Annotated in this window: 39 protein-coding genes; 1 reads left to right on the plus strand and 38 read right to left on the minus strand. The window is 70.8% G+C overall.

Annotation, left to right across the window (positions count from 1 at the left end):
* Positions 1–8: 8 nt before the first annotated feature.
* The 33 genes from ACLQ2W_RS06250 to ACLQ2W_RS06410 all read right to left on the minus strand — a co-directional run bounded on the left by ACLQ2W_RS06250 (position 9) and on the right by ACLQ2W_RS06410 (position 19,487).
* Complete coding sequence (locus tag ACLQ2W_RS06250; protein WP_425785587.1) at positions 9–560, minus strand: hypothetical protein; 552 nt, start codon at positions 558–560, stop codon at positions 9–11.
* Positions 557–688, minus strand: coding sequence for a hypothetical protein (locus tag ACLQ2W_RS06255; RefSeq protein ID WP_425785588.1), 132 nt, complete (start codon positions 686–688; stop codon positions 557–559). The genes ACLQ2W_RS06250 and ACLQ2W_RS06255 overlap by 4 nt, the downstream gene beginning before the upstream one ends.
* On the minus strand, positions 685–864 hold the full coding sequence (locus tag ACLQ2W_RS06260) for a hypothetical protein (protein ID WP_425785589.1): 180 nt from the start codon (positions 862–864) through the stop codon (positions 685–687). The genes ACLQ2W_RS06255 and ACLQ2W_RS06260 overlap by 4 nt, the downstream gene beginning before the upstream one ends.
* Before the next feature lie 97 nt (positions 865–961).
* The gene (locus tag ACLQ2W_RS06265; RefSeq protein WP_425785590.1) at positions 962–2,053 is read right to left on the minus strand and encodes a DUF475 domain-containing protein; all 1,092 of its coding nucleotides are present in this window, start codon (positions 2,051–2,053) and stop codon (positions 962–964) included.
* A 6-nt stretch (positions 2,054–2,059) separates the two neighbouring features.
* The gene (locus ACLQ2W_RS06270; RefSeq protein WP_425785591.1) at positions 2,060–2,836 is read right to left on the minus strand and encodes a VWA domain-containing protein; all 777 of its coding nucleotides are present in this window, start codon (positions 2,834–2,836) and stop codon (positions 2,060–2,062) included.
* An 86-nt stretch (positions 2,837–2,922) separates the two neighbouring features.
* Entirely contained in the window at positions 2,923–3,939 is a 1,017-nt protein-coding gene (locus tag ACLQ2W_RS06275; RefSeq protein ID WP_425785592.1) for a TerD family protein, read from the minus strand.
* Between the two features lie 9 nt (positions 3,940–3,948).
* Positions 3,949–5,487, minus strand: coding sequence for a hypothetical protein (locus ACLQ2W_RS06280; RefSeq protein WP_425785593.1), 1,539 nt, complete (start codon positions 5,485–5,487; stop codon positions 3,949–3,951).
* Positions 5,484–5,858 carry a hypothetical protein gene (locus tag ACLQ2W_RS06285; protein WP_425785594.1) on the minus strand — a complete coding sequence of 125 codons (375 nt, stop codon included), beginning with the start codon at positions 5,856–5,858 and terminating at the stop codon, positions 5,484–5,486. Before ACLQ2W_RS06285 ends, ACLQ2W_RS06280 begins: the two co-directional genes overlap by 4 nt.
* Positions 5,859–5,984: 126 nt before the next feature.
* Positions 5,985–6,668, minus strand: a complete 684-nt coding sequence (locus ACLQ2W_RS06290; RefSeq protein WP_425785595.1) for a hypothetical protein — start codon at positions 6,666–6,668, stop codon at positions 5,985–5,987.
* 45 nt (positions 6,669–6,713) lie between these two features.
* A complete protein-coding gene (locus tag ACLQ2W_RS06295; RefSeq protein WP_425785596.1) occupies positions 6,714–7,172 on the minus strand; it encodes a single-stranded DNA-binding protein in 459 nt (152 codons plus the stop codon).
* Positions 7,173–7,197: 25 nt separating this feature from the next.
* Positions 7,198–8,328, minus strand: a complete 1,131-nt coding sequence (dnaN, locus tag ACLQ2W_RS06300) for a DNA polymerase III subunit beta (protein ID WP_425785597.1) — start codon at positions 8,326–8,328, stop codon at positions 7,198–7,200.
* Positions 8,325–8,885, minus strand: a complete 561-nt coding sequence (locus tag ACLQ2W_RS06305) for a hypothetical protein (protein ID WP_425785598.1) — start codon at positions 8,883–8,885, stop codon at positions 8,325–8,327. The genes dnaN and ACLQ2W_RS06305 overlap by 4 nt, the downstream gene beginning before the upstream one ends.
* Positions 8,882–9,901, minus strand: coding sequence for a DUF5131 family protein (locus tag ACLQ2W_RS06310; protein ID WP_425785599.1), 1,020 nt, complete (start codon positions 9,899–9,901; stop codon positions 8,882–8,884). The genes ACLQ2W_RS06305 and ACLQ2W_RS06310 overlap by 4 nt, the downstream gene beginning before the upstream one ends.
* Positions 9,894–10,697 (minus strand): RusA family crossover junction endodeoxyribonuclease, encoded by an 804-nt coding sequence (locus ACLQ2W_RS06315; protein WP_425785600.1) that lies wholly within the window; start codon positions 10,695–10,697, stop codon positions 9,894–9,896. The genes ACLQ2W_RS06310 and ACLQ2W_RS06315 overlap by 8 nt, the downstream gene beginning before the upstream one ends.
* A complete protein-coding gene (locus ACLQ2W_RS06320; protein WP_425785601.1) occupies positions 10,690–11,214 on the minus strand; it encodes a hypothetical protein in 525 nt (174 codons plus the stop codon). The genes ACLQ2W_RS06315 and ACLQ2W_RS06320 overlap by 8 nt, the downstream gene beginning before the upstream one ends.
* Positions 11,211–11,606, minus strand: coding sequence for a DUF6915 family protein (locus tag ACLQ2W_RS06325; protein WP_425785602.1), 396 nt, complete (start codon positions 11,604–11,606; stop codon positions 11,211–11,213). Before ACLQ2W_RS06325 ends, ACLQ2W_RS06320 begins: the two co-directional genes overlap by 4 nt.
* A complete protein-coding gene (locus tag ACLQ2W_RS06330) occupies positions 11,603–12,013 on the minus strand; it encodes a DUF6205 family protein (RefSeq protein ID WP_425785603.1) in 411 nt (136 codons plus the stop codon). The genes ACLQ2W_RS06325 and ACLQ2W_RS06330 overlap by 4 nt, the downstream gene beginning before the upstream one ends.
* Before the next feature lies 1 nt (position 12,014).
* Positions 12,015–12,578 (minus strand): hypothetical protein, encoded by a 564-nt coding sequence (locus ACLQ2W_RS06335; RefSeq protein ID WP_425785604.1) that lies wholly within the window; start codon positions 12,576–12,578, stop codon positions 12,015–12,017.
* Positions 12,565–13,503: a recombinase RecT gene (locus ACLQ2W_RS06340; RefSeq protein ID WP_425785605.1), complete on the minus strand. Its 939-nt coding sequence runs from the start codon at positions 13,501–13,503 to the stop codon at positions 12,565–12,567. The genes ACLQ2W_RS06335 and ACLQ2W_RS06340 overlap by 14 nt, the downstream gene beginning before the upstream one ends.
* Entirely contained in the window at positions 13,500–14,516 is a 1,017-nt protein-coding gene (locus ACLQ2W_RS06345; protein ID WP_425785606.1) for a YqaJ viral recombinase family protein, read from the minus strand. The genes ACLQ2W_RS06340 and ACLQ2W_RS06345 overlap by 4 nt, the downstream gene beginning before the upstream one ends.
* Positions 14,513–14,968 (minus strand): hypothetical protein, encoded by a 456-nt coding sequence (locus tag ACLQ2W_RS06350; RefSeq protein ID WP_425785607.1) that lies wholly within the window; start codon positions 14,966–14,968, stop codon positions 14,513–14,515. Before ACLQ2W_RS06350 ends, ACLQ2W_RS06345 begins: the two co-directional genes overlap by 4 nt.
* Positions 14,961–15,362, minus strand: a complete 402-nt coding sequence (locus ACLQ2W_RS06355) for a hypothetical protein (RefSeq protein ID WP_425785608.1) — start codon at positions 15,360–15,362, stop codon at positions 14,961–14,963. Before ACLQ2W_RS06355 ends, ACLQ2W_RS06350 begins: the two co-directional genes overlap by 8 nt.
* Entirely contained in the window at positions 15,355–15,654 is a 300-nt protein-coding gene (locus ACLQ2W_RS06360) for a winged helix-turn-helix domain-containing protein (protein ID WP_425785609.1), read from the minus strand. Before ACLQ2W_RS06360 ends, ACLQ2W_RS06355 begins: the two co-directional genes overlap by 8 nt.
* On the minus strand, positions 15,647–15,928 hold the full coding sequence (locus tag ACLQ2W_RS06365; protein ID WP_425785610.1) for a helix-turn-helix domain-containing protein: 282 nt from the start codon (positions 15,926–15,928) through the stop codon (positions 15,647–15,649). Before ACLQ2W_RS06365 ends, ACLQ2W_RS06360 begins: the two co-directional genes overlap by 8 nt.
* Positions 15,925–16,083 carry a hypothetical protein gene (locus ACLQ2W_RS06370; RefSeq protein WP_425785611.1) on the minus strand — a complete coding sequence of 53 codons (159 nt, stop codon included), beginning with the start codon at positions 16,081–16,083 and terminating at the stop codon, positions 15,925–15,927. The genes ACLQ2W_RS06365 and ACLQ2W_RS06370 overlap by 4 nt, the downstream gene beginning before the upstream one ends.
* Positions 16,083–16,412, minus strand: coding sequence for a hypothetical protein (locus tag ACLQ2W_RS06375; RefSeq protein WP_425785612.1), 330 nt, complete (start codon positions 16,410–16,412; stop codon positions 16,083–16,085). Before ACLQ2W_RS06375 ends, ACLQ2W_RS06370 begins: the two co-directional genes overlap by 1 nt.
* Positions 16,409–16,921, minus strand: coding sequence for a hypothetical protein (locus tag ACLQ2W_RS06380; protein ID WP_425785613.1), 513 nt, complete (start codon positions 16,919–16,921; stop codon positions 16,409–16,411). Before ACLQ2W_RS06380 ends, ACLQ2W_RS06375 begins: the two co-directional genes overlap by 4 nt.
* 429 nt (positions 16,922–17,350) lie before the next feature.
* Positions 17,351–17,752 (minus strand): DUF3307 domain-containing protein, encoded by a 402-nt coding sequence (locus tag ACLQ2W_RS06385; RefSeq protein WP_425785614.1) that lies wholly within the window; start codon positions 17,750–17,752, stop codon positions 17,351–17,353.
* Complete coding sequence (locus ACLQ2W_RS06390) at positions 17,749–17,913, minus strand: hypothetical protein (protein ID WP_425785615.1); 165 nt, start codon at positions 17,911–17,913, stop codon at positions 17,749–17,751. The genes ACLQ2W_RS06385 and ACLQ2W_RS06390 overlap by 4 nt, the downstream gene beginning before the upstream one ends.
* Complete coding sequence (locus ACLQ2W_RS06395) at positions 17,910–18,281, minus strand: hypothetical protein (RefSeq protein ID WP_425785616.1); 372 nt, start codon at positions 18,279–18,281, stop codon at positions 17,910–17,912. The genes ACLQ2W_RS06390 and ACLQ2W_RS06395 overlap by 4 nt, the downstream gene beginning before the upstream one ends.
* Positions 18,278–18,622 (minus strand): hypothetical protein, encoded by a 345-nt coding sequence (locus ACLQ2W_RS06400; RefSeq protein WP_425785617.1) that lies wholly within the window; start codon positions 18,620–18,622, stop codon positions 18,278–18,280. Before ACLQ2W_RS06400 ends, ACLQ2W_RS06395 begins: the two co-directional genes overlap by 4 nt.
* Positions 18,623–18,810: 188 nt before the next feature.
* Complete coding sequence (locus tag ACLQ2W_RS06405; RefSeq protein WP_425785618.1) at positions 18,811–19,125, minus strand: hypothetical protein; 315 nt, start codon at positions 19,123–19,125, stop codon at positions 18,811–18,813.
* Positions 19,122–19,487: a helix-turn-helix domain-containing protein gene (locus ACLQ2W_RS06410; protein ID WP_425785619.1), complete on the minus strand. Its 366-nt coding sequence runs from the start codon at positions 19,485–19,487 to the stop codon at positions 19,122–19,124. The genes ACLQ2W_RS06405 and ACLQ2W_RS06410 overlap by 4 nt, the downstream gene beginning before the upstream one ends.
* A 152-nt stretch (positions 19,488–19,639) precedes the next feature.
* Here ACLQ2W_RS06410 and ACLQ2W_RS06415 point away from each other — a divergent pair, with 152 nt between their 5' ends.
* Complete coding sequence (locus ACLQ2W_RS06415) at positions 19,640–20,143, plus strand: hypothetical protein (RefSeq protein WP_425785620.1); 504 nt, start codon at positions 19,640–19,642, stop codon at positions 20,141–20,143.
* A 10-nt stretch (positions 20,144–20,153) separates the two neighbouring features.
* On the opposite strand, the gene ACLQ2W_RS06420 is transcribed toward ACLQ2W_RS06415, so the two are convergent.
* The 5 genes from ACLQ2W_RS06420 to ACLQ2W_RS06440 form a co-directional block, all read right to left on the minus strand.
* Positions 20,154–21,494 (minus strand): tyrosine-type recombinase/integrase, encoded by a 1,341-nt coding sequence (locus ACLQ2W_RS06420; RefSeq protein ID WP_425785621.1) that lies wholly within the window; start codon positions 21,492–21,494, stop codon positions 20,154–20,156.
* Positions 21,495–21,921: 427 nt separating this feature from the next.
* Positions 21,922–23,040 (minus strand): tetratricopeptide repeat protein, encoded by a 1,119-nt coding sequence (locus ACLQ2W_RS06425; protein WP_425785622.1) that lies wholly within the window; start codon positions 23,038–23,040, stop codon positions 21,922–21,924.
* A complete protein-coding gene (locus tag ACLQ2W_RS06430) occupies positions 23,037–25,298 on the minus strand; it encodes a CHAT domain-containing protein (protein ID WP_425785623.1) in 2,262 nt (753 codons plus the stop codon). The genes ACLQ2W_RS06425 and ACLQ2W_RS06430 overlap by 4 nt, the downstream gene beginning before the upstream one ends.
* A 17-nt stretch (positions 25,299–25,315) precedes the next feature.
* Positions 25,316–25,651, minus strand: a complete 336-nt coding sequence (locus ACLQ2W_RS06435; protein WP_425785624.1) for a hypothetical protein — start codon at positions 25,649–25,651, stop codon at positions 25,316–25,318.
* Positions 25,652–25,655: 4 nt separating this feature from the next.
* Positions 25,656–26,494 (minus strand): tetratricopeptide repeat protein (locus ACLQ2W_RS06440; RefSeq protein ID WP_425785625.1); only part of this gene is annotated, 839 nt, incomplete at its 5' end.

The following is a 26,494-nucleotide window of genomic DNA, read 5'->3' on the forward strand; positions in this document are numbered from 1 at the left end:
CCAGGCCGTCATGCGACCAGCCCCCACCCGGCGTGCCGAGGGCTGTGCTGGTTCGTGCCGAGCGGGACCCCACTACCGATGCCGTTCTGCTGCCGGATCCGCAGAACGTGCCGAGCGCTCACGCCGATGCGGTCGGCGATCTCCCGGTCGTTCCACCGCAGGGCGACCCCGAGTCGTACCGCGACGATCTTCTCGGCGATGCTCAACGGTCGCGTCCCGTCCCCGTCGAGGGCCCGCTCCACCGCGACCTCGTCGACATCCGTCAGTGAACCGGTCCCGTAACAGCGGCGGACCGGTCGACGCCGCGGCGGCCGGCGCACGCACACCTGGCCACCGGGCGTACGCCACGGCGTCTGCGTCGGGCGCAGAACACCCGCCGGCGAGACCGGCAACAGCAAGCTGTCTCGGATCAGCCGACTCACCTGCCGCTGCACGGGCGCCCACGAGCGCCGCCGCAGCACCACGGCGAGCTGCCGCACGGTCGGCGGCACACCACACTCGTTGACGTGATGATCGACGGCGCAGAGGACGTCGAGGGCCAGCCGGTCTCCGGGGCTCATGCAGCGCCGAGCCGGGAGCCGAGCTGGCCCTGGGCGAGCCGTGCGGTCTTGCGCGCGATGATCAGGGCAGCGGCGGGGCCGTCGCGAGCGGTCGCGTCGTGCGGGTCCAGGTTCTCGATCAGCTTCACGCCGTCGGCCCCGCAGCGGGCATCCGGCGACCATCTTCGACACCACAGAGGGTGCACTGTTCGTTGCGGGCGAGGTGTCGGCGGCGGGCGGAGTCGGTGCCGCAGGGCAGCAGGTCGTTCGGGCCAGGCGCGTCAGTGGTGGCTGTCTTCTGGTCGGTGGCCAGGTCGGTCTGCATGGACGCTCCTATCGGCTTCGCGAATCAAGGGAGGGAATCGCGGCGGCGCGGCCCGCCGTGGTGGCCGGGCCGCGCCAGTGGTGCAGTCGGGCCGCGACTACGCGGCGATGGTGGTGTGTTCGGCCTTGCGTCGCTGGCGGACGCTGGTGGCGACGGACAGGCCGATGAAGACCAGGCCCAGGGAGCCGGTGACCCACTCCGGTGGGTGGACGCCGTACAGCTTGAGCAGCATCACGACGCCGAGGAACAGGATCGCCCAGTGGGCGCCGTGCTCCAGGTAGCGGTACTTCCCCAGCGTTCCGGCCCGGACCAGGTGCACGGTCATCGACCGCACGAACATCGCGCCGGCGCCGAGCCCGGCCATGATGACCAGCACCGACGAGGTGATCGCGAACGCACCGATCACTCCGTCGAAGGAGAAGCTCGCGTCGAGGATCTCCAGCCGGAGGAACATCACCGCGGCGGCCCCGCCGGCGAGGACGGTCATCTTCGCCTTGCCGTCCTCGCCGCCTTCGAACGCCGTCCCGAACAGGTCCAGGCCGACGTGCAGGGCGATGCCCATGATCGCGGCGGCCAGCACCATCGATCGTTGTTCGAGCGTGCCTCCGACCGTGAAGTACGCGGCGATGGCGGCGATGACCATGACGAAGATGGTCAGGTTGTCGAACCTGCCGAGCGGCGCGAGCCGCCGCTCCAGCCAGCCGATCCAGTGCACGTCCTTCTCGGCGTCCATGAAGTAGGCGATGCCGATCATCAGGAGGAACGTTCCGCCGAACGCGTCGATCATCGGGCCGGCCGCTTCGAGGTGGTGGGCGTACTCCTCGGGGTGGCTGACCGCGAGGTCGATGACCTCCACGAAGCCCAGCCCGGCGGCGAGCTGCACGATCACGATCGGCAGCACGAAGCGCACGACGAACACGGCCACGAAGATCCCGACGGTCAGGAACAGCTTCTGCCAGAACGGCGACAGGCGCGTGACGAGCTTGCTGTTGACCACCGCGTTGTCGAAGCTGAACGTGATCTCCAGGGCCGTCAGAACGACCGCCGTGAACATCGCGGCCAGGCCGGCGCCGAAGGCAACGGCACCCCACGCCACGGCGGTGACGAGCAGCGAGAACCAGTAGATGCGCAACAGCGACACCTTCGCCGGCTGCACCGCGGCCGGCTGATCGAGGACGGTGCTGGCCATCGGTGGTCAGGCCTCCCGCACCACGCCGGCGCGCTTCGCGGCCTCGATCCAGGTGTCCCACTCGTCGGCGAGCGCGTCGGCGAACTCCAGGTCGCTGACGGCAGCCGGGTCGTTGAAGAACTTCGCGTCGACGTTGTCCAGCAGCCGCCGGCCGGCGGGCAGGTCGTCCAGCTCCTGGAGGTACGGGACCTGCCGGATCGCGACGAACTTGAGGAACACGGGGTAGCGGGCCAGGTCGACCACGATATCGGTGGTCGCCGGCCGGGAGTCCGGGTTGCCGTCGGTGACGATCGTGCAGAACAGCGGCGTGTCGGTGAGGGTGGCCATGTCCCGGACGACGCGCAGCGCCTCGTGCAGCCGGGTGGTGCCCATGTCGTGCATGCCGCGCCAGATGCTGCGGTTGACCACGTCGCGGTAGGTGTCGACGGTGACCTCGACGGTGGGCAGCACACGGTGGTCGAAGGGGATGACGGGCACGGTGCCGTCGACGTCGATCTGGAGGCTGAACCCGAGCACCCGCTCGACCAGCGTCTGGACCTTGCCGTTGGAGTAGTCGTTGAGCATGGACCCGGAGTGGTCGAGCACGAGCACCGCCTGGGCGCGGATGCCGTTGAGGCCCTTCTTCGACAGGGCGAGCCCCGCCTTGTCCGCCCGCTTGGCCAGGTCGATGTGGCCGGCCTCGCGGACCTTGGAGATGTCGATCGCCGGAGCCCCGGCGGGGTCCTTGGTGAGCTTGACGGGGTGGGCGGGTGCCGGGCGGTTGGTGCGGTTCGATCCGAACAACGTGGTCTCCGATGTGGGGATGAGGTGTAACCGGGTGGGGATGGCGGGGCCGAGCCGATGCCCGGCCCCGCCGGTCAGGAGAAAGGTCAGGCGATCTTGAAGGCGTTGACGAGGCCCTCGATCTCGTTCGCGAAGCCCTCACCGAGCGCGCGGAAGTTCCACGCCCCGTTGTGGCGGTAGAGCTTGCCGAAGATCAGCGCGTTGACGCCGTTGTCGGCGTCCTCGGTGAGGTCGAACCGGGCCAGCTCGGTGCCGGTGGACTCGTCGATGACGCGCACGAAGGCGTTCTCGACCACGCCGAAGGACTGGCCACCCCGCTTGCCGGCCTCGTAGATCGTCACCGCGATCCGCAGGTCGGTGGCTTCGACGGGGAGCTTCGTCACGTCGATGAGGATCTGCTCGTCGTCGCCCGCCGACGCGCCGGTCAGCTCGTCGCCCTGGTGGACGATCGCGTCGCCGGCGGACTTGAGGTTGCCGTAGTAGACGAACCACTCCCGGCCGATGCTCACGCCGGCGTCGTTGAGGGCGATGATGCTGGCGTCGAGGTCGTAGTCCGGGCCGTCGGTCTTGCGGACGTCCCAGCCCAGGCCGACCCGGACCCGGGTGAGGGCGCCGCCGGCCTCCTTGTCGAGGTTGACCTTGCCGCCCTTGGTGAGGTTCACGGTCATTGGGTTCTCCTTCTTAGGCTCGCCGCTGATGACGAGCCCGGTGGGGGTGGTGGACAGCTGCACGCCGATGGCTTGCAGCCACTGATTCGCGGGTGTGTCCCGCAGGGGGGTCAGCTCGCACGTGTCGGCGAACTGATCTGCTCGGGAGGCGTGCACGATGCCGGCGGCCACGACCGCCGTGCCGTTGAACCGGCCGACCTGCAACCAGTCGTCGAGGCCGGCGACGGTGATCGCGTCGCCCCACTGGTTGGCCAGCCGGGCGCTGACGTACGCGTCCCGGCCGGCCATCAGCTCGACGCGGCGGGCACCGGCGGTCGCCAGGAACCGGTGCAGGAAGTACCAGCGCCGGTTGGTGACCACGAACGGCGCCGCCGGGAGGTCACCGTCGCGCAGACCGAGGTCCGCGCGTCGGGCCGGCCGCCACCACGTCGACATCTCGTGCCCCTACCGGCCGCAACTGGTGGGGTTGATCCGGCACGCCGACTCGGCGGCGATGCGCCGTTGCAGTTCGGCGAACTCCTCGTTCGACATGCCGCGCAGGTCGCCGCTCGGCGCGGGCCCGGTGCTGCTCGGCGTTCCGGGCGCACCCGGGGTGCCGGTCGGACCGTACTGGGTGCCGACGCCGTTGCCGGCGACTCCGGCGACGGTGCCGCAGCGCCAGACGCTGCCGTCGGCGCGCAGCAGGCAGGTCGGCTTGTCGCCCTTGAGGTTCCCGGTGCCGGTGGCCCGGTAGAGGATGTTCTGGCCGGTGCCGAGGGTGGCCACCCAGGAGCTTCCGCCCGTGGGAACGACCTCGTAGACGCGGAACGTCTGCCAGTTCGGGATGTCCTGGTAGTCGGCCTTGATCTTGTCGAGGATCGCGCCGGGGGACACCCACACCGGGTTCAGCTTGTGCACCGTGAGCGGGGCGAGCCCGAGCCCGGAGTGCCGGGCCGGCACGGTGGTGACCACGGAGATCGCGGTGGCCGACCCACGTCCGGTCAGCGGGGTGACGTACGTGGGCTGGCCGCTGGCGTCGAGGGTGAACTCGCTGTCGTTGCCGGAGTTGGTGTCGTCGTCCGGGGTCTCCCAACCGGCGCGGTTGAACACCCAGTCGGGGAACGAGCCGCTGCCGGCCGTCGCCTCCCGCTGCTGGGCGGCGAGGCTGAGCGGGTACGACGGGCCCGGGACCGTCGACGTGTCGGTGGTGATGGTCACCGCGCCGGTCTTGCCGTTGTAGAGCGCGACCCCGGCCGGCTTCTCGGTGACGACGAGGATGCCGACCTGCCGCTTCAGGGGCACCACCACGATCGGGGTGTCCCCGTCGCAGTAGGCGTAGGCGTCCTCGCTGGCGAACCGGACCCACCGCTGCTTCTTGGAGATCTGCCGGCCGAGGTTGTGGCTGAAGTTCCCGCTGATCCGGGCGTCCGCCCGGTCGCGGTCGAAGGAGCACTTCTTGTCGGCCTCGCCCCGGCCCTGCAACGGGATCTGCTGCGTCAGCGCCACCTCGTAGCCCGACAGCCACCCGCGCCGCTCGACCAGGGTCGCGTACCGGTCCTGGCCGGGAACGTAGGTGGTGTCGGCGATGTCGCCGGTGCTGTCGCCGAGGTTCGGCCGTGCCTGCGCCTGACCGACCTGGTACGGCGCGCGGCCGGAGAGGGCCGGCACCGGCTCGCCGGTGACCTTCATGGTCGCGATGAGGGTGCGGTCCTGGTCGTATAGGGTGTGGGCGAGCCACAGCAGGGCGACGGCGCTGCCGATGAAGCAGCCGAGCACGGCCATGCCGATCGCGGTGCGGTCGCTGGCGCCCTTGCTCATCGCGCCGCCGACGAGGGCGAAGCCGGCGGTGATGACCGCGAACACGGCGATGGCGAGCAGGGCCGGCAGGACCGGCCGCAGCTCCCACCACAGGATGGTGGTGTAGTACGGGGCCAGCCCGACGCACGCGGCGAGCAGCAGCATCACGCCGCCGAGGGTCAACCCGATCTTCGCGCGCTGGCTCACTTCGACCTCCGGGTGCCGCCGCTGGCGGGCTTCTTCGGCTTGGGCTGGGCGGGCGCGGTGTTCGTCCGGGGCACGGTCGCGCCGCTGGTCCGGGTCGACCGCGGCGCGGCGGTCGTGGCGGTGCGCAGCTCGCTGGCCTTGGTCCAGCCGCGCGGCGGGGTGCGCTGGCCCCGGCTGACCCAGGACCAGGGGACGAAGACGCCGTTGACGTAGCGACCGCAGTCGTCTTCGCGCTTGGCCAGGTCTTCGGCGTCGCAGTCCTCGGCCTGCGCGGGCGGGGCGGCGGGTTGGGGGTCCGGCGTGCCGCAGGCGACGAGCGCCGCGAGCGTGCCGGCGGCGATGAGCCGCTTCAGGGTGGGAATGGTCTGCATGGGGATGCTCTCCTCGGCGATCCGATGCGGTGCCGTCTGTATAGACAGCAAGCTAGCACATTGTCTATACAAATGACACGCTTGCGATCTATACGCAGGTCAGGGGTTGGAATGCATTCGCGAAGCTCAGAAGGCCGCGCCGGCGTCCGACCGCGACGCCATCGGCGTACGCACCGACGCGGGCCGGACCGCGCCGACGAACCGCTCCCCGATGGCGATGCGGGTCATGCCCGTGCGGCCCGAGAAGCCCAGCTCCAGCGGGCCGCGCTGGCGCACGGCGGAGCAGAAGTCGGCCAGGTTCGCGCCGGCGTAGGAGATCTCCCCGACGGCCTCCACCCGATCGTGCTCGGAGAGCTGCCGGCGCAGGTCGGGGAACTCCTCCAAGCTGCCCTCGACGTCGGCGCGCAGCGCGAGCATCCCGCCGATGCGCGGCCGGACCACCTTCAGGTGGCCGTGATCGCACTCGACCGCCAGCGGCGTGAGGCCCCGCTTCGTCGGCAGCTTGAACACCTGGACCAGCTTCTCGGCGTCCGGTCGCGGCAGCACCACCGCCCACGGCCGGTCCTTGCCGCCCCACGGGTCGACCGGCAGGCGTCCCTGGTCGCGGTCGTCGCCGGCTTCGGTGTCGTCGTGCGGGTGCCAGGAGGAGATCGCGATGCGGTTCAGGTCGGTGGACAGGGCGTGCAGCATCTTCCCGTCCCACTCCAGCCGCACGCAGTGCAGCGTCGGCAGATCGTCCTCCGGGTACGAGAACGGGATGGTGTCGGTCAGCAGGCCGGTGAAGTCGAACGTCGAGATCTGGATGACCATCGTCAGGTGCTCCCTCGTTGGGCGGGGCGGGCAGGGGACCGCGGATCAGAACGGGGGCTCTTCGTCGAAGCCCGCGCCGCCGCGGGGAGCGCTCTGCGACCACGGGTCGTCGCCGGTGCCGCCGCGTGCACCTCCGGAGCGCGACATCTTCTGCACCTTCGCCGTGGCGTGCTTCAGGCTCGGGCCGACCTCGTCGACCTCCAGCTCGATGACGGTGCGCTTCTCGCCCTCACGGGTCTCGTACGACCGCTGCCGCAGCCGGCCGGACACGATCACCCGCGCGCCGCGCTGAAGGGACTCGGCGACGTTCTCGGCCATCTGCCGCCAGGCGGTGCAGGCGAGGAACAGCGGCTCCCCGTCTTTCCACTCGTTCGCGGCCTTGTCGAAGAACCGCGGGGTTGACGCGACGCGGAACTTCGCCACGGCCGCGCCCTGCGGCGTGAAGCGCAGCTCCGGGTCGTCGGTGAGGTTGCCGATCACGGTGATCGTGGTGTCTCCGGCCATTGCGGGGTGAACTCCTTGGTGCTGGTCAGCGGCTGACGCGGATGGGCATGAGCAGGTAGCGGAAGGTGGAATCGGCAGTGCCATCGGCGTCGACGGGCCTCAACACAGCCGGCTTGAACGCGTCGACGAAGGACAGTGCCGTGGTGGGCGACCCGAGGTGACCCAGTCCGTCCAGAAGCAGGTGGGGGTTGAAACCGACGGTCAGCTCCTCGCCGGCCAGGTCGGCTTCCATGGCCTCGCTGGCACGGGCGGCTTCCGCCCCGCCGGCCTCGACGATCAGACCGCGTTCGTTGAAGGTGAGCAGGACCGGCGCAGTGCGCTCGGCGACCAGCGCCACCCGCTTGACCACCTCGATCAGCGTCGCGGTGTCGACCCGGACCTCACGGGTGGGGGACGTGGGGAACAGCGTCAGCACGGGCGGATAGTTCGCCGCGTCGAGCAACCGGCTCGTGGTCTGCCGGCCGCCGGCGGACAGACCGAGCAGCCCTTCACCGGACGTTGCGTCGGCCAACGCGAGCGCGAGCCGCCCACCGAGCGGGCCGAGCGCCTTGGCGGTGTCGTGCAAGGCCCGGGCCGGCACCAGCGCCGTCGGGTCAGTGTCAACGACCGGTTCCCAGGGCAGCTCACGCACGGCGACCCGATACCGGTCTGTCGCGAACAGCCGTAGGACCGGCCCGTCGGTCTCGACCCGCACACCGGTCAGCAGGGGAAGGGTGTCGTCACGGCCAGCCGCGACCGCGACCTGCGCGACCCCGGCCGCGAACGCCGCGGCGTTGACGTGCCCGACGGTGCCGGGCAGCGCGGGAAGCTTCGGGTAGTCCTCCGCCGGCATGGTCGGCAGCGTGAACACCGACGCCCCGCACACCAGCTTCAGTCGCGTGCCGGCCGCCGACAGCTCCACCGGCTTGCCGGGCAGCGACTTGGTGATCTCGGCGAGCAGCCGGCCCGACACCAGCGCCGTCCCGTCGGACTGCACGCTCGCGTCCATCGTCTGGCGGTTCGCGGTCTCGTAGTCGTAGCCGCACACGGTCAACTCGCCACCCTCGGCGTGCAGGAGAACACCGGCGACGACGGGAATGTGCGGACGGGCAGGAAGAGCCTTCGCCGTCCACGCGACAGCGTCGGCGAGCACGTCCCGCTCGACTCGCAGCTTCATGCGTGACTCCAATCCGGGGTGGGGCATCGACGGGCGCGCGGCCAGCGGGCATCCGCTACGGGCGACGTCGGCGAGCCGCCCGGGCGGCTCGTGTGCCGACGCAGACCAGCAGCACGGCGCAGAACTCCGGCCTGCTTCACCGACACCCGCAGCTCGGCGGCGATCACCTCGTCGGTGGCATCGGCGGCGATCAGCAGCCGCACCGCCCGGGCCCGCACCTGCGCCCGATCCGGGATCGGCACATCGGGCACCACGCACCGAGGGCACGGTCCGACCGTCCCGCCCGCGTACGCGACCTGCGGGTAGCCGCACTCGCATAGCGGCAGAGCGATGCCCCGGTCGTTGTAGGCCACGCCGGCGCGGATAACCCCGGCCGGTTCGTCGTCGGGCCGCCCGGCGACACACTCGGCGCCGCGGCGCTCAGGGCAGGATCGGCAGATCGCCAGGGCCAGCCGGCTACCGTCATCGTCGGTGTCCCACCACTCCGACGGCAGGCTGCGGCACGCCCCGACCCCCCACACGGGCACCCGCCGCACCCGCGGGCGCACGGGCATCACGCCGCCACCCCCACGAGTCGTCGCGGCTGGGGGAACGCGTCGTGCAGCTCGCCGTCGAGCAGCCGCCCGGCCGCCTTCTTGCCAACGCGGATGACGTGCGCCCACGCCCGGTCATCGGTGCCGGTGTACTCGCCGAACGACCTGGTGCTGCCCGTCACCGGGTCGACCCAACGATGCCGGTTCGGGTTCGTCCACGCATCGCCCCACGGCCACCCCACCGGGGTCTTGTGGTGCCACTCGCCGTTCTGCTTGTGGTGAAACGCCACACCCATCGCGGCGGACTGGTCCCGCAGCGACCGAAACCAGTCCGGGTGCGACGGGCGGGCCCTCGGCCCCGACTCTCCCTCGGTGATGACCCAGTCGACGCCGGGCCGCGGCTCGTCCAAGTGCCGGCGCAGGATCTCGGTGTACTGCCGGCTCTCGATGCCGTGCGCGACGGCCACCTCGGCGACCTGCTGACTTGAAGGGCGCGGCGGGGCCAGGTAGCGGCGCAGGTTGACCGGAGCGAGCAGCGGCGCGGCGGAGACGAAACGGACCGCCGCCGGGTAGCGCAGGAGCACGGGGAGCCGCTCGTCGGCGAACCTCTGCGTCTCGGCGGACACGCCCAGCCACACGTTCGCAGGCCACGCGTTGTCCCACGGCACCATCCGGCCGATGTTCTGGGGCCGCTTGGTCAGCAACATCCAGGTCAGCGCGGGGGTTTGCTCGATCAGCTCCCACAGCCGGACCCGGGCGTCGACCACAGCCGGGTGGTCCTCGAAGACGTCCGCCATCGACGCGCAGAACACCCGCACCTGCTCGCCGCTGGCCAGGGCCTTGCGGTTCCAGGTCAGCGGCCGGTGCCAGTACGCCTCGGACATCATCCGGCGCTCGCCCTTCGAGCCCCACGCGTGGATGCCCCACCGGTTGCTGTCGCGCTCGGCGTAGCAGAACCGGCACGCCAGCGACACCTTCCGGCACCCCCACCAGCAGTTGAAGGTGTGGTGCGCCCAGGAGATCGCGGTGAACTCAGCCACGTCCGGCCGCCTGGTGCGCCTCGCGAGGCCGACCGCACTGGTCAGCCTCGTCGCCCACACCCAGCCACACCGCGCACCAGGTGCCTCGGCCGCCGAACGTCGCGTCATCGCCGCCAGGCACGAACTCGTGGGCGGCTGCGCTCACCTCCGGCCCGACCAAGCCGGCGAGGTCGAACAGCGTGCCGGCGTGCCACAGGCCGCCGAGCACATCGCGGTGCGCGGCGTCGTCGTGCGGGCGCAGCACGCACGGCAGGTCCGGCACGTCTTCCCGCACGGCGTGGCACCACCGGCCGGTGGCGGCCGGCACGAGCCGACGCACCGACAGGCGCACGCCCGGCCGGTCCAAGGCCTCCGGGTCCTCCCCGGGGAAGACCTTGGCCAGCCGGTCGAAATCGACCAGCCGGGCATCGTCGGCCAGCGCGCCGGCCGTCTTCAACGCGTCCTCGGTCGAGCGGAGCAACTTCGACGCGTCGGGGTAGGTGGTCGGCCAAATCTGGCGGCCCTTGGGCGCCGACGTCGGCTTGGCCATCGTGAACACCATCCGGCCGACCAGCGGCCCATCCAACGGAAACGCCATCCGCTGCTCGCGGGGCATCCGGTGGATCGCATCGCGCGCCGCGGCGTCGACCAGGGCCCGCCACGGCTTGACCTTCTTCGACGACTCGACCATGACGATCCGGCCGGTCTTCGGGTTGCGGCCCTTCGGCGTCTTGGAGCCCTGCGGACCCGGGATGCCGTACACCACGACTCGCAGGCACAGCATCCGGTCGACGGCCGGCGCGACTGGTTCAGTCATGGCTGTACTCAGTGAGGGTGATGCCGGTGCGCCGGATCCGGACGTGGCAGTGGTCGCCGAAGGCGTCCAGCAGCACGTCGTCGAAGTGCCCCGACTGGATCGCGATGGACAGGTCCCGCAGCCGGTCGTAACGGGCCTCGTCGGGACCCACGTACGCGCCGTACTCGTACTGGCTGCTCTGGCGGTTGTACCTGCTGGGCCGCTCACCCAGCGTCGGGTGGTTACTGAACTCCAGCTCGAAGGTGTCGTCCTCGGCGTCCCAGTCGTCATCGGCGGCCGGCGGATTGTCGCTGGTGGTGCGGAACCACGGCTCGCCCGCGCCGAACTCGCACTTGTCGCCGTCGTTGAAGTACGGGGTGTACTGCCGCCACCCGAACTCGACGACGGTCGGGTCGTCGACGACCGCGCGGATCAGCGGCTCCAGCGCGGCCAGCGGACGCTGCTCCTTGCGGTCGATGCTCCGGTTGATCTCCCCGTCGATCGGGATGCCGAGGAAGTTGTGGGTCGGGGTGGTCATGCGCTCTCGGCTCCTTCAGAGGCGGGGATGCTGGTCAGCAGGTGGGACAGGGGAACCTCGCGGCGGCGGGCGCCGGACATCCACGGCTGGATCGGCATGCCGCCGATGTAGTCGGCGGGGCTGGGTAGCCAGCCGAGGTCCTCCAGGACGTGCTGCTCGGCGATGAGCCGCACCGGCACGTCGACGGACCCGTGGGTGCGGGCGACGCTGATGGTGCGGCCGAACACCTGCTGGCACAGCCACACGCCGGTGGTGTGGTGGTACAGCGAGCGATGCCGGACGTCGCCGATGATCTGCTTGGACGAGTCGATGAACTCGTGGATGGCGATGTAGTCCTCGGGCCGGCCGCCCCACTTGCGGGCGGTGGAGACGGCGTGGTGCCAGCTGTTCATGCCGTCAGCCCCTCGGTGCCGTCGGGCCAGACGATGCGCGGCTCCACCCGGGTCACCCGCCCGTCGTGGACCTCGACCCGCCAGATGTCGCCGGGCTCGTCGCCCGTGCACGTGGGCCGTCCGGTGAAGGTGCGCCCGTCCCCGAAGAGGTCGACGATCTTCTGGACATGGTCGAGGAGGTTGTAGGCGGAGTACGGGTCCGGCATGGCCCCGGTGATCGCGACAGCGACGCGCCGCACGGTCGAGCCGTCGCCGGCCTCGGGGACCTGCTCGACCACGCGCAGCACGCAGTCCATGTCCACGACCCGCGGGTGCGGCGGACCGACGAAGCGGCTGCCGCCGAGGATCGACCACGGGATCGGCGGGCTGATCTGGATGGCCCCGGTGACGCGGGTGCTGTAGCCCATATCAGGCCGCCTCCGCGCACGGGACGGGCAGCGACCGCCACCCGCCGGCGTTGTCCAGCAGCACCAGCTCGGGCCGGTGCCGAGTCAGGACCGGGGTGGCCAGCGCGTCCTGGTTCTCGCGCAGCAGCCAGCCCACCGCCTCGACCTCGTTCCGGACCTCACCGACGGGGTTGGTGACCCGCTCGTGGTGGTGCCGGCACGCGCCGAGCAGCCACCCGGCCTGGTTGATGCGCTCCCGGGCGGTGCCGTGACGGCCGCCGTTCTTCCGGTTGAGCCGGTGATGGATGTCCACCGCGGCGCGCCGGCAGCCCGGCCACTCGCACCGGCCGCCGCACCGGGCCACGACCAGCGCCCGCACCTCCGGCGTCGGGCCGGTGTACTTCGGCCGGGCGGGGGTGCGTAGCGCCCGGCCGCCGGTGCGGCGGATCGCCGCGGAACGCCGCAGCGAGGACCCGCCGGTCAGCGGCGACCGGATGCCGAACGTGGACGTGACCGGCTGGCCGGTGGCTTCGAGTGCCGCCCGCCGCTTCGCCGAGATCGGCTTGGGGCCCTTACCGCGCTGCATCGCCGGTCCCGGTCTCGTCGTTGGGCACCCGCGCCGGGGTCGGCCAGTCCTCCGCGCTGCCGTCGGCTGCCGGCTGTGGCTCGTCCACCGGCCCGTCGACGATCTCGCCGGGCAGGGTGTCCGGGTCGACGATCCGCCCGTCCTCGAACGTGGCGAGGCCGCTGGCGTCGTAGGTCGCGCCGTCGATGGCCAGCGCCCGGCGCAGCTCGGTGGACTTCGGCGCGTACTTCTGGAGCTGCCGCACCGGCGTCTTCAGCCACATCGCGTCGAACCGCCGGGGGTCACGCCACGGCGACTTCGCCGACCGGGCGAACTCGGCCTTGATCCGCTCGGCCTGCGCCCGGTTGCACCAGGCGACCTTTGTACGGCCGCCGCCACGCAGCGCCGCGTACGAGTACGCGAAGATCGGGTTGCCCCGCTCCTCGACGGGCGCGGCGATGTTCGGCCGGTGGAAGAACTTGCCGCCGTCGCCGAGGCTGTACTCCCACTCGTCGCCCTCGTAGACCATCTCGGCCTCGACTCGGTCGACCTGGCCGGTGCGGTACATCAGCTGGACGTAGCCCTGGTAGCCGACGACGAGGGTGCATTCCCTGCCGTAGGGGATCAGGTAGGCGTACTCGGTGCAGGGCTCCAGGCCCAGGCGGGCGGTCTCCAGTAGCGCCCCGAACAGCGACGACCGGGTGCACTCCAGCAGCTCGGGGGTCTTGCGGAAGCCGGTGAGTGTGACACGCATGAACACGTCGACCGGCAGCACCTTCGGCAGTGCGGCTTCGAACTCGTCCTGCATGGAGGCCAGCAGGTCCCGCGCGTAGTCGGGCTTCTTCGTCGCGACCGCATTGCCGGCCGGCGCGGTCTCTTCGGCGGGAGCGTCGGGGATCTGAGCGGCGAGCTTCTGGGTGCGCGAGGTGCGGGTGGTGGTGCTCATTCCTGCGTGAACTCCTTCGACAGGATCAGTCGGCGTTCCTGCTCGACCGGCTCGGTGCGGGTGAACTGGGCGACGAGGGCGGGGTGGGCGGCGGCCAGCGCCTCCCAGTCGGTGACGGCCTTGGTGGGCTCGCCGCAGATCGGGTAGTTGGCGACTTTCCTGCCGCCGACGCGCCCCTCCCAGGGGGAGCCGGCGGCGATGAACGCGGACCGGATGTGGTTGCCGGCCTCCCGCTTGCGTGCCTTGGCGCGCAGCTCGGCCTGGTGGGCGACGCCGTAGATCCGCGCCCACTCCAGGACCTCGGCAGGCAGGTCGGCCTTGCTCTTCGGCTTCGGCCGGTGCTGGGAGTCGAGGGCCTGCCGGGTGCTGTCCAGCGCGTCAGCCTCCGGTGGCACACCGGGCAGGACGTGCCAGTGCCAGAACGCGGAGCAGTGTCCGCGCAGCTTCGCGGCCAGCTCGGCGTCGTACTCGATGACGTACTCGCGGTAGTCGCGTCCGTCGAGCAGCACGCACAGGTACGCGATCGCGAGCCCGTAGACATCCAGGTACCAGGTGGTCTGGCACAGGTACGGCAGGGGCACCTCGTCGGTCAACTCGTCGCCCCAGTCGTCGGCGCCGGCGCTACCGGTCTTCACCTCGACGATGGCCACGGGATCACCACCACGGCTCTCGGCCGCCAGGCCGTCGATCGTGGCGAGCTGCCACCGCCGGTCCGGGTGGTGGATCAGGCCGGGCCCGTCGTAGACGTGGAACTCGGGGTGCTGGTCGGCGAACTTGCCGCGTACCGCCGCCTCCAGCCGCCGGCCCCACTCCATCGCTGGGGTGTCCCGGTCCGGCAGCGCGCCGACCTTGTCGTAGAAGACGCCGAGCGGCCCGGCGTACTTGCTGATGCCGACCACCGCGGCGACGTCCGAGCCGCCGATGCCGCGGCGGCGAGCGGCGAGCCACTCCTCGCGGGGAGCGTCGGCGGGCAGCACGAGCACCGGCTCGCGGCGGATGAGGGTGGTGGTCACACGTCCTCCCGCCGGGCCTGGCGGTGGTCGTCGGCGATGTCGACCGCGAGGCATGCCGTCTTCGAGCAGCCGGCGAGCAACCCGTCGACCGGGTCCCCGCAGTGCGGGCACCGCACCGTCGACTCGCGTCGGGCCTGCTCGTACGCGGCGCGGACGCGCGGCCAGTCCCGCACGCAGTTGGCCAGCGGCACCCCGACGAGCGGCCACACCCCGAGCACGAGGCCAGCGGCGTAGAACAGCAGCATGTCGGCGGGCACCTGCGGCCAGCACCACAGGCAGACGACGAACGTTCCGCCCCTGGCCCGGCCCAGCTCGTCGAACCGATCCGAAACGGTGCGGCCCCGCCGGTTGCCCTCGCCCCAGGGCATGCCGCAGTGGCTGCACCGCGACAGCCCGGGAGCCGGGATCAGTGCGGCGACCGCCCGCCGGTAGGTCAGCATCAGCTCAGCCACGCCCGCGCCCCCGCCCGGTGCCGGACAGCCCGCGGGCGGCAGCCCGGCTTACCGAGCGCGATCCGAAGAGGCCGCCGGCGACGCCGATGGCGGTGACGGCCAGCAGCGGCCAGTCGGTGAACACGGCGATCAGCCCGATCGCCCCGCCGATGGCGAGGCCCAGCAGCAGGAACCGGATGCCGAAGTCGCGCAGCGTCCTGCGGGTGGCCAGCCGGCCGGAGCGGGCGAGCGCGTCGAGCACCGCCACGGCGGTGTCGCCGCTGGACAACGCCGCCATCCGGCGCGTGCCCCAGCTATAGGGATCCCTCGGGTCCACCACAGCCCGGCGCGTCTGCGCGGCGACCGCGTCGGCGACGATCCGCACCAAGTCCTCGTCGTGCCGGTACTCAGCCACGACGGGCCTCCCCACCGCCGCCGCGCACGAAGGTCCCGTGGCGGCGCACCACGCGCACCAGGCCCTCGCGCTGCAACAGCAGCAACGCCTCGTAGGAGATGTGCGCGCCGACCTTGTAGTAGCGGGCCAGCGCGTTGGTGCCGGGCAGCCGCTCGCCCTGCTGGTAGCGGCCCTCGGCGATGGCCTCCCGCAGCCGCTCGGCGATCTGCTCCTTGGCCGGGCGGGTGTCGCCAACGGCGAGCGGCCGTAGCCGGTTGCGGGTCTGGCCGTTGACGGTGAACGTGTTACGCATCGGTGGCCTCCTCGGCGGGAGCCGGGGTGGCGGCCAGAAACGGGCGGATGTCGGTGCAGCCCAGCCACAGCAGCAGCCGCAGGAACACGTCCACGCTGATGTGCCGGCCCTCGTCGAGCCGGGTCAACGTCGACGGGGTTCCGGCGCCGGCCCTCCGCACGACCTCCCGCCGGCTGATCTTCAGCTCACGGCGCCTGTCGTTGATCGCGGTGGCCAGCGCGGCGGGATTGAACGCCCAACTGCGCCCGTCCGGGGCAAGGATCGGATCCGTCACACCAGCACCCCCAGCAGCGCGCCGAGCGCCGCCATCGCGAGGGACCACAGCGCATACCCGACCACCCCGATCGCGGCCCACAGCGCCGTGAGCACGAGCAGCGCGGCACCGATCGCGGCGTGCGCGGGATACCGATTGAGCAGGGCGGCCAACATCAGCGCGGCCCCCCCGGCGTCGGCCGGACCTGAGCCGCTGCCGCCCGGTACGCCTCCAGCGCCTGCCGGCCCAGGCCGGTCAGCTCCCAGGCCCACGGGCCCGGGTCGTCGGCGCGACGGTCGGGCAACCGGATCAGCTCGGCCCGGGACAACGGGCCGGTGAGCTTGCCGCAGCGCACGAACCGCCAGGCCCGACCGTTGTTGGCCTGGTCACGGCGGGACTCGAACCTGCCGGGCGCGATCAGATGCTCGGTGACACGGCCCTTGTCGACGTCCGCGAGGAACGCCGACTTCTCCCGGTTCAGCTCCGGCACCGAAGACGCGCTCATGCCGCGACCCGCATTCCGGACGCGCCGGCGAGCCGGGCGGCGCGGGCCGCCGCCCGCCGCGCCTGCTTCGCTTCGCGGTTGCAGGCAGAGCAGAAGCGGGTGCCGTCGCCGCGCGTGTAGACGTTGCGCGGATCGCTCCAGTCGTGACCGCGTCGGCGGCAGGACTTTTGGTGCTGGCCGAGCCGGGCCATGTTCTCGGCGTGAGTCAGAGCCTCACCGTGGTCCGGCCGCACGCACTCGATGACCCTGCACACGTGGTCGCGGTCGAGGCCGGTGAGGTTCTTACCGGTCAGCAGGGTGTACACGACGCGGTGCGCCGGCTGGTCCCGGCCCTCCCAGGTGGTGTAGCCGTAGCCCGAGCTGTTGTACCAGCCGTTCCACAGCCAGCACGGACTGGTGATCGCGCGGAACGGGTCCGGCGGGGGCGGACCGTTGAAGTCGATCTTCCTGCCGATGCGGGCGGGAAGTCGGGCCAGCGTCGAGTAGCTGATCGGGACGAGCGTGGTCATGAACGAGGTGCCGCCTTGCCTGGTGCGTACGTAGTGGGTCGAGAAGTCCCCGACAGCGCCCGGGTGCTCCGGGCGCGACGGGGAAGCGGGAAAGTCACGGCCCGGCGGTGCCGCCCCGGCCGCTGGCCGGCGACCGGCAGCACGGCGGTCTGGGCGGCGAGTCGCGGAACCCCGGCGCTCTGGTGCGCCGTAGTGGTGTCGTCGCGGTCGCGCCCCCAGCGGGCACCCGCCAGAAAGGTCATCGCGGCGACGCCGACGCCGATGAACGTCCAGCCCACGGGCATAGCCCACCCGGGCGGCGGGCCGGCGACCAGCAGCCGCACGGCGAGCCAGTCCAGAGCCTCGAAGGGCAGGTCAGTGACGCGCTGGATCACCGGGTCACCGCCGTCCGCGTGACGACCCTGGCCAGGTACGGTTTCGGTCGGCGGGTCACAGCCACACCACCGCCGCCACGTTGATCAGCAGGTGGATGACGTTGTCGACCACCCACAACAGCCCGGTGGCCAGCCCGACGGGCATCGCCGCCGGGAAGCCGGTCTCCTTCGAGCACTCCGACCAGGGAGTGCGGTACGCGGCCGGTGCCAGCAGGTTCTTCGTGAAGATCACGTACTTCGCCAACCGGAACCGGTCGATGACCACATGGGTGCCGCCGATGACGAGCAGCGCCCACACGGACTGAGTCACCACCAGGTGCGGCAGCGTGTACACCACCCCGTGCACCACCGCTGGAACCCACGCCGCGGTCTTGCGTACCGCCATCCAGTCGTTCTGAAGCAGGTAGTCGCCCGTCAGGTGGGCCAGCAGCACACCCAACGCAATCCCGGCGGTCACCTCGTCACCGCCGGAACGACGATGAGCAAGAGCGCGAGCGCGACCATGAGCAGGATCAGTCCCAGCCCGACGTCCATGAGCAACTCGCGCAGGGCGTCACGGTCGGTGGATTCGGCGCGCTCGCGCGACTCCTCGTCCGTCGGGACGTCGTGGGGGTTCATCGGCTCACCCACCCAGTCGTGGGCACGTCTCCGGCCAGGTACTGCACGCCGTCGACCTCGTGCACGACCACGGCGAGACCGGTGACGTCGTACGACTTCGGCAGCCGGGCGGACCGCTCCTGCCACTCCCGCCAGATCGCCTCGCACCTGGGGCTGCCGAACACCGTCGGCTGATCCGGGTCCTCCTCATTCGGGATAACCCTCGCCGGCCCGGTGTGCTGGAGCAGTTGCTTCTGGCAGTGGTGGCACAGCAGCGTCGAGTTCTGCCGGACCGCGATGGCGTGCACGGTGCGCGCGTCGTTCCACTCGGCGGCCGACATGCTCGGCAGCGCCACGGGCAGCATCGCGTGGGCCGTCGGGGTGCTCATGCCGCAACACCCGCCCTGTCGATGCGCGCCTGGGCGACCTCGGCGTCCGCGACCAACGCCGCCATGCCGCGACGTACCGGCCGGCAGGTCGCGCAGCCGTTCGAGCTGCACAACCCGTGCACGCGGGCGACGGTCATGAGCGCGCTCTCCAGCACCCCGAGCAGCCGCGCCTGGCGGCTGACCAGGTCGCCGTCAGTCGCCAGCAATGCCTTCTGCTGCTGGACCAGAGGCTCGGTCACGCCGACTCGGGCGGCCAGGTCGGTGACGAACACCGCCAGCGACCCGGGTGGGAAGGCGACCGCGGTCACGTCAGGTGTGGCAGTAAGATGCCTGATAGTCATCTCGCCGATTCCTCTCGAACTGGTGATCGGTTGAGCTGGCTGACTCGCAGGGCGCTCACCCGGCCAGGGGTGGGCGCTCTTGTCGTTGTCGGCCGGGCGGGTGGGGCGCGGGGGCACCGGCGCCTGCCCGCGCGTGGCGGCGCGCTGGGCGGCTGCGATCGGTGCCCCCGCAAAGGGGTAGGACCGGTTCACGCGACGCGCCGTCGGGGTGCGCGCCGGGCCATGGCGGCGCGGGTGCGGGCGCGGGCGTCGTCGAGCGCGCTGACGTTCTGCGCGGGGGCCGGCTCCTGCTGTGCGGTCGGAGCGGCGGTGACGCCTCGGGAACGGACCTCTTGGAGCTTCGCGACCTGCTCGGCGGTCATCACGCGGTGCACGCGTTTCGTGCCGACGCCCTTGGGGTTGTGCCAGATGGTGCCGTTGCGGCAGCCCTCCTGGATGGAGCGCAGGGAGAAGCCGGTCATCCGCGCGACCTCGGGCAGGGTGAAGGGGCCGGGGGTATTCATGCCGCGCTCCGAAGGCCCGCGCCGCCCTTGGGGCACCAGTAGCTGCTACCGGGGGTGGTGTGGAGGGGGACCTTGCCGTTGGGTGCGTCGTCGTAGCCGTACCCGCAAGCGGGGCACTGGTGGTTCTTCTTGCGCTCCAGATCGGCAACGTCGCAGCTCAGGGCGCAGGCGATGTGGGCGAGGAGGCCAGGGCTGGCGTTGCGGGTGCCGTGTTCGATCTCGGAGATGTATCCGCTGCTTCGCAGGCCGACGGCCCTGGCGAGTTCAGCCTGGGACATGCCCCGGGCGGTGCGGGCCTGGCGTACTGCGGCGGGGTCTTGGTGCAGGGGGGTGCGGGGTTGACGGGCCGCCTTCAAGAGCATGCACGAAGATTACCGCGAAGAAGTGCGAAGTCAAGGCGAAGAGTCGAGCATGCACGGCCGGCTGCGACTGAATGACAGGTAGTTCGCGGATGTTCGCAGGGCTTAAAGGTTCGTTAATGGACTTCGCGAATGTTCGCGCGCATAATGCGTGCATGCCTGAACGGCCAGCGCCCACCGACGAAACGGCGACGATCCTCACGGAGAAGCCGGCCCCCCAACCCGAAGGGGCCCTCATCTTCCGCGCGATGGAGCGCCGCAACCTCACCGCGCGCGCAGCCGCAAATCAAGTCGGCATGAGCGAAGGCCGCGTCCGCCAGCTCATCAACGGCTACCAGGCCCTAGGCAGCCAACAGTTCCGCGTCGTCAAGGGCAAAGCCATCCGCGTCGCGCAGCTCGCCAAGCTCGCCGGCGTCACGCCAGAGCAGCTCACCGACGTCGGCCGCGAAGACGCGGCCGAGGTCCTACGAGACCTGATGTCGGAGGACGCGGCGACCCAAGTCCAGCAAGACCAGCCGGTCAACGAGGACGAACTCCGCGCGATCCGCGACAACGACGAGCTGCCTCAGCACCTCCGCCAGTGGGCAAGCACGCTGCTCGACCAACTCCACGCGATCCGCGCCGCCACCGCGGACGCGCGGCACCGCCGCGCGGGATGACCACCTCGGACTACGCCGCCTCGTCCTCGATCATCATCGCCAGCCGGCGGTCCAACCGAGCGAGCTTCGACGCGTCCTTGCCCTTGACCAGGTGCCCGTAGATGTTCACCGTCGTCGTGTACGACTGGTGACCCACCCGCGCCTGAATCTCGAACAGCGTCCACTCGTCCTCAATGAGCTGGGACACATGGGTGTGCCGCGCATCGTGCAGCCGGGGCGCACGCTTCAATCGTCCGTCGCACGCGCAAGTCGACACCTCGTCGTGCCGCAGCTTCCGTCGAGGGCCCGCCTTCGGCTTCGGCGGCAGCGGCGGCGGATGCTCGGCGCACCGCTGCGCGGCCCCGATCGCTGGCAGCCAGTGGCGCCGGCGCAGGTTGTTCTCGCGCCACACCATTCCGCCCGGCGATGGGAACAGCAGATCTCCCGGCCGTTTCCCCTCGCACCTCTTGACCAGCACGCTGACTACCGCCGCCGAGATGGACACCTCGCGCCGCGACTTGCTGCTCTTCGGCAGGCCGATCCGCTGGCCCTTCTTCAGCGCGCGACGCACGCGGATCTCCGGGTTCGCGCCCTCCAGCGTCACGTCCTGGACCCGCAGCACCAACGCCTCGCCCAGCCGCAGGCCCGTCCCTACGAGCAGGATCCACAGGTCCCGGATCGCCGGGTCGCAGTGCGCGTGGATCACGTCGACCTCGTGCGGGGTCAGGAACATGCCCTCGAACGGCACCACCTTCGGCAGGCCCACCCGGTTCTTCCGGACCCCGTGAGGGCGGGCCGCCGGGTTGTGGGGGATGTGCTTCGGGGCGGCGGCGCCGAGCACCTGGTGGAGCACTCCATGCGCCCGCCGCACCGACTGCGCCGAGATCGGGCGGCCGGCCGGGTTGGTCTTGGTGCGCCGGACCCGTGTGGCCTTCAGCCACTTCACCCAGTCGCGCACGACGTTCTCATCGATCTCGCTGAGCAGCATGTGGCCCATGAACGGCATTACTCGGAGCTTGAGCACCCCGAGGTAGCCGGCGAGGGTGTCCTCCTGGATCTCGTCGACGCCAGGGTGGTCCGGCCGGACCGGCTTGCGGTCCTCGGCCCACAGCTCCACCCACTTCGCGAGCGTCAGCGCGCTCTGCCCCTTGGGCTGGTCGTCGAGCACCCGGGCGTAGACCTCGTCCCGGGTGAGACGGTGTCCTCGGGACTCGATCAGCACCTTGGCCAGATCGGCGAGCTGCTTCGCCGCGGCGGGGTCCTCGGCGGTGAACGTCGCGGACTGCCATGCGCCGTCCCGGCTGCCGCCCAGGCGCCACTGCACCTTGAACGCCGTGCCGGTAGTTCCCTTGCGCGTAACGACCGTTGCCACGTGCCGGACGATAGCCGAAACGCGTGATGCCATGGCATCACGAAGTGCCTCTTGGACGCTTCTCCATGCCTCTGCGTACCACTGCGGAAAACGCCGCGACCTGCAACAACGCCTTGCGCTGCTGGTCGGACTCGTTTTCGGAGTCCGATTCCTAAACCGTGTGTCGCAGGTTCGAATCCTGCCGGGGGCACCTCGAAGATCAGCCAGAACGCCAACTGAGCAGCGGATACGTCTCTGCGTCGAGCGGCCGGTCTATGCAGCGGATGCCACCCAGAGCCGCCGTTTGCAGCCGTCCATGCAGAGTGCGTGCAATGATCTTGACGGTCTGAAGGGGGAGACTGTTTACCCAGCTCAGCAGCCGTCTGCGGTAACACGTCGTCCCACAGGCTCGCGGTCGTGGTGATCGCATAGCCGTCGCCGCCCGACCCTATCGAGGTGCAGGTTCCGCTTCGCGGCGATCCTCCACGGCACCCAATCGCGCGACTGAGTCGACTGCCGCCCGCTCCTGGCGTACTTGTTCGAGGAATGCAGTGTCAGACGCGAGGTCGGGATGGTCGACCTGCCGGTCGAGGTCGACGACGCGTTCCAGTTCGCTGATCGCCTTGGCTAGAGCGCCGTGCGCCCGATGGATCGTCGCGATGTTGTACCGGGTGAGGGCTTCGCCGGGCCGGTCGCCGACTTCCCGTCGGATGGGCAGGGCCTGCTCGTAGTAGGTGAGGGCTTGCTGCGGGTTGCCGAGCCCGTTGTATACGGCGCCGATGTTGTTGAGGATGCTGGCTTCGCCGGCCCGGTTACCGACCTCTCGCGTGATGGGCAGAGCCTGCTCGTAGTAGGTCAGGGCTTGCTGCGGGTTGCCGAGCCCGTTGTACACGGCGCCGATGTTGGTGAGGATGCTGGCTTCGCTGGCACGGTCGCCGACTTCCCGCTGGATGGGCAGGGCCTGCTCGTAGTGGGCGAGGGCTTGCTGCCGGTTGCCGAGCAAGTGGTACACGGCGCCGATGTTGTTGAGGGTGGTGGCTTCGCCGGCCCGGTCCCCGACTTCCCGTCGGATGGGCAGGGCCTGCTCGTAGTGGGCCAGGGCTTGCAGCCGGTCGCCGAGCCCGTGACACACGGCGCCGATGCTGTTGAGGGTGGTGGCTTCGCCGGCCCGGTCCCCGACCTCCCGCCGAATGGGCAGCGCCTGCTCGTGGTAGGCCAGGGCCTGCTGCCGGTCGCCGAGCCCGTTGTACAGGGCGCCGAGGTTATTGAGGGTGGCGGCCTCGTTGCCGCGGTGGCCGGCGTCGCGGTACAGGGTCAGGGCCTGGTTGTAGTCGGCCAGCGACGGCCGGGGCTGGCCGGTGCCCTGTCTGGCCCAGCCGCGGGTGTAGAACGCACCCGCATCCCTGCCCAGGCTCAGGGTGGCGGTCGCCAGTGCCTCGACGTCAGCGAACCTGGACGTCGCCAGCCACACCTGGGCCACTCGGTCCCCGACCTGCCGGGCGATGGCAGCCTCGCGACCGGCGACCGCCAGCCTGTGCACCTCCACCGCCTGGACGATCGTGGTCACGCTGAGGGCTCCGGGTCGGTGGGGTCGGTGATCCAGAGGGTGTAGAGGGAGCGGGCGGCGGCGGCGCAGGCTTCGATGTATTCGTCGTCGGTCAGATGGGGGCGCAGGAGGGGGCGCAGGATGTTGGAAACGTAGTAGCGGGGTTGGCGGGTTTCGGGGTCGGTGCCGGCTTCGAGGAGGCCGAGCTGGGTTGCGCGGTGGATGTGCCGGTCGATGTCGGGGTGGCTATGGACGGCATGGACGGTTTCGCCGGGCACGGGCAGTTCGACGACGTTGAGCCTGGCCAGCATCTTCCGCAGTTCGGGGTCCTGGGAGCCGAGGAGCTTCTCGGCGAGGATGGCCTCGCGGAACCGGTCGGCCTCGTGTTCGATGGCAGCGATGAGCCCGTTGACGTCGAGGGTGTGGTCGGCGACGATCCGGTCGAGCCAGTCGAGCAGGCGGGGGTTGCCGGCCGCGGCCGCGATCGCGCGATCGCGGATGCTCGGGTCGAGCGATGAGCCGTAGCGCAGGTTCGGCAGGTTGGCGATCTTCTTGTCCCGCTCGACGGGAATGAGCGTCTCCAGCGGCTCGATGGAGATGTGAGCGCCGGTGGGGGTGGGGAAGCGGTAGCGGCTGGTGATGATGACCCGGATCGGGCTGCCGGTCTCGCGGATCGCGGTGAGCAGGGCGGGAAGGATCTCGGCCATCGCCGGGGCGAGGACGTGGGTGCCGGCGCGTTCGTCGAGGTTGCCGTCTTCGAAGTCGTCGAAGACGAACAGGCACGGTGTCTGCCCGAGCGGGCCGTCGACGTCGAACAGGTACCGCAGTCGGCTGGCGAGGGGGACCTGGTCGTTGGCGAGGACCTGGTCGGCCTCGACCTGTTGCTCCGGGGCCGGGAACCGGATCTTGGTGGTGAGTTCGCGGAACTTGGGGAGGTCGACGTGGCCAAACCAGACGGCGCGCTGGTGGGTAGGCATGCGTTCGAGGAGGCGGGAGGCGAGGCTGCTCTTGCCGAGCCCGCCCATGCCGGACAGGAGGAGAGCTTCGGTGCCGCCGGGCTCGTGCAACTGCTGGCGGAGGGTGCGCAGGCAGCGTTGGATGAGGCGCCGCCGGCCGACGAACGCGGCACGGCCGGCGACGCGGGACAGTTGCGTCTGAGGGTCGAGGAACTCCTGCTCGGCCGGGCGCACCTGAATCCGGGCCCGCTTCGGGGTGTTGCGGGGCGTGACGAGCGGCGCGAGTGGGGAGCGGTCGGCGTAGACGCGCAGCAGGTGCCAACTGCTGCGCTGGTCGTTGTAGAGGTGCCGGCGGGCCTCGTTGACGGCTAGGTCGAGCGCTGTCCCACCGGCCAGGGCTTCATAGAGGCGCGCGGCGAACTCCGTGGCGGCGATGTCCCCGACCGGCAGGGCCCATCCCAGCACCGCCGGGGCTCCGGCTTTGACGAGGCTTTCGGCCATCGATGGGAAGGTGCCCCGGTCGGGGGCGTTGCCGGTGAGGCAGCCGGAGACGAATACCAGCCGTGGCCAGTGCCCGGCCATGGCTTGCGCGATCTGGTCGGCGGTGGCGGTGGCCGGCTCGCCGAACTCGTTCTCCACCACGAACGTCGGCGGGCCCGAGGCGGTGGTGGCGTGGCCGCTGAGGTGCAGCACATCGAAGTATCCGGCGCCGTAGTCCTGACTCAGGAACCGCAGACCCTCGAGGGTGCCGGCCTCCTCCACGACGAGGTCGGTCCCGGTGCGCGAGGTCGCGGCGAGGATGGCCGCCTCCTCGGCCTCGTAGTTCAGGACCGGCTCGACGCCCTCCGGTGAGGTGGCCATGAACAGCACCCGTAGCGGCCTGTTCCCCGGCGCCACCGGACCGCGCAGCACGGCCCCGGTGCCGATGGCCCGGACCGGCAGCAGCGGCGCGGTACCGGCGACGGCGAGGAATGCGTTGTCCTGGCACAGCAGCTCCCATGGCAGGTGCCGCAGCCGCTCATCCCCGGTGATCCGCAGGGCTACCCCGCGCCGCCGGCCCACGATTGGCGCCAGCCACCTCTCGTCCCCGTCGACGAACTCGGCCAGCCGCCCTCCAAGCGCCCGCAACCGCGGGGAGCTGTGCGTCCACTGGGCGTTCGCCGTCTCCGTGTAGTTTCGCTCGACGAGCTCGATCAGCTCGTCGACCGCCGCCCGGTCCAGACCCCGGGTCCGGGGCGCGCCGCCCGCCCCGGCCAGACGAACCTCGCAGTAACTGGACGTCTGGTCGAAGATCTCCAGCTCGAACACATCCAACGGCTCCACCGCACTACTCCCGTCGCTCAGCGCTGCTGCGAATCGGCCTGCTGGAACACGATCTGCAACTGCTCGAGGTTGGTGTTGGCCAGGGCGATCGACGTCCCGTCACCGAACTGGATAGTGACCGTGACGCCGCCCTCATCCTTGCGGCGGCCCTGCCACCAGTCCCACAGAGTCTTCGCCGTGCCCACGCCGGAAAACACCAGCCCGATCACCGCCACCACGACCGTCGCGGACTTTTCCACCTCCACCCGCGACACCCGCTCACCCGCACCGACGCTCGCCGCCAGTACACCGCGCAGCTCCGCCGCCCACTTCGCGGCCTGCGCACCCGACACCGCAACGGTTGCCGTACTCATGCACCTAGCCCTTTCGCTCCTGCAGTTGTGTGAGAAACGCCCGCATTACCGACAGGTCCGGATGCTCCGTCGCCTCCGCCAAGCCAACGGCGCGCTGCTGCATGGTGATTGCCGCGTCGACTCGGGTCATCTCCGCCAGCACGGCCGCCATGTTGAACCTCATCAGCGCCTCCGCACTGCGATCACCGACAGCGTGCACAAGCTCTAGAACGTTGTGCAGCGCCTCCAACGCCTCAGCCAGGTCGCCTTGCTGAAACCTGATGGCGCCGATGTTGTTGAGGGTGGTGGCTTCGCCGGTTCGGTCGCCGACCTCCCGCCGGATGGGCAGGGCCTGCTCGAAGTAGGTCAGGGCCTGGTGCCGGTCGCCGAGCCCGGCGTACACGGCGCCGATGTTGTTGAGGGTGGTGGCTTCGCCGGTCCGGTCGCCGACCTCCCGCCGGATGGGCAGGGCCTGCTCGAAGTAGGTCAGGGCCTGGTGCCGGTCGCCGAGCCCGTCGTATGCGAGGCCGATGTTGTTGAGGGTGGCGGCTTCGTCGGCCCGGTCGCCGACCTCTCGCTGGATGGGCAGGGCTTGCTCGTAGTGGGCCAGGGCCTGGTACCGGTCGCCGAGCCCGTCGTACACAGCGCCGACGTTGTTGAGGGTGCCGGCTTCGCCGGCCCGGTCGCCGACCTCTCGCTGGATGGGCAGGGCTTGCTCGAAGTAGGTCAGGGCTTGCTGCCGGTCGCCGAGCCCGGCGTACACGGCGCCGATGTTGGTGAGGGTGGTGGCTTCGCCGGCCCGGTCGCCGACCTCTCGCTGGATGGGCAGGGCTTGCTCGAAGTAGGTCAGGGCTTGCTGCCGGT

The organism is Micromonospora sp. DT227 (assembly GCF_049841835.1).
GTDB lineage: Bacteria > Actinomycetota > Actinomycetes > Mycobacteriales > Micromonosporaceae > Micromonospora.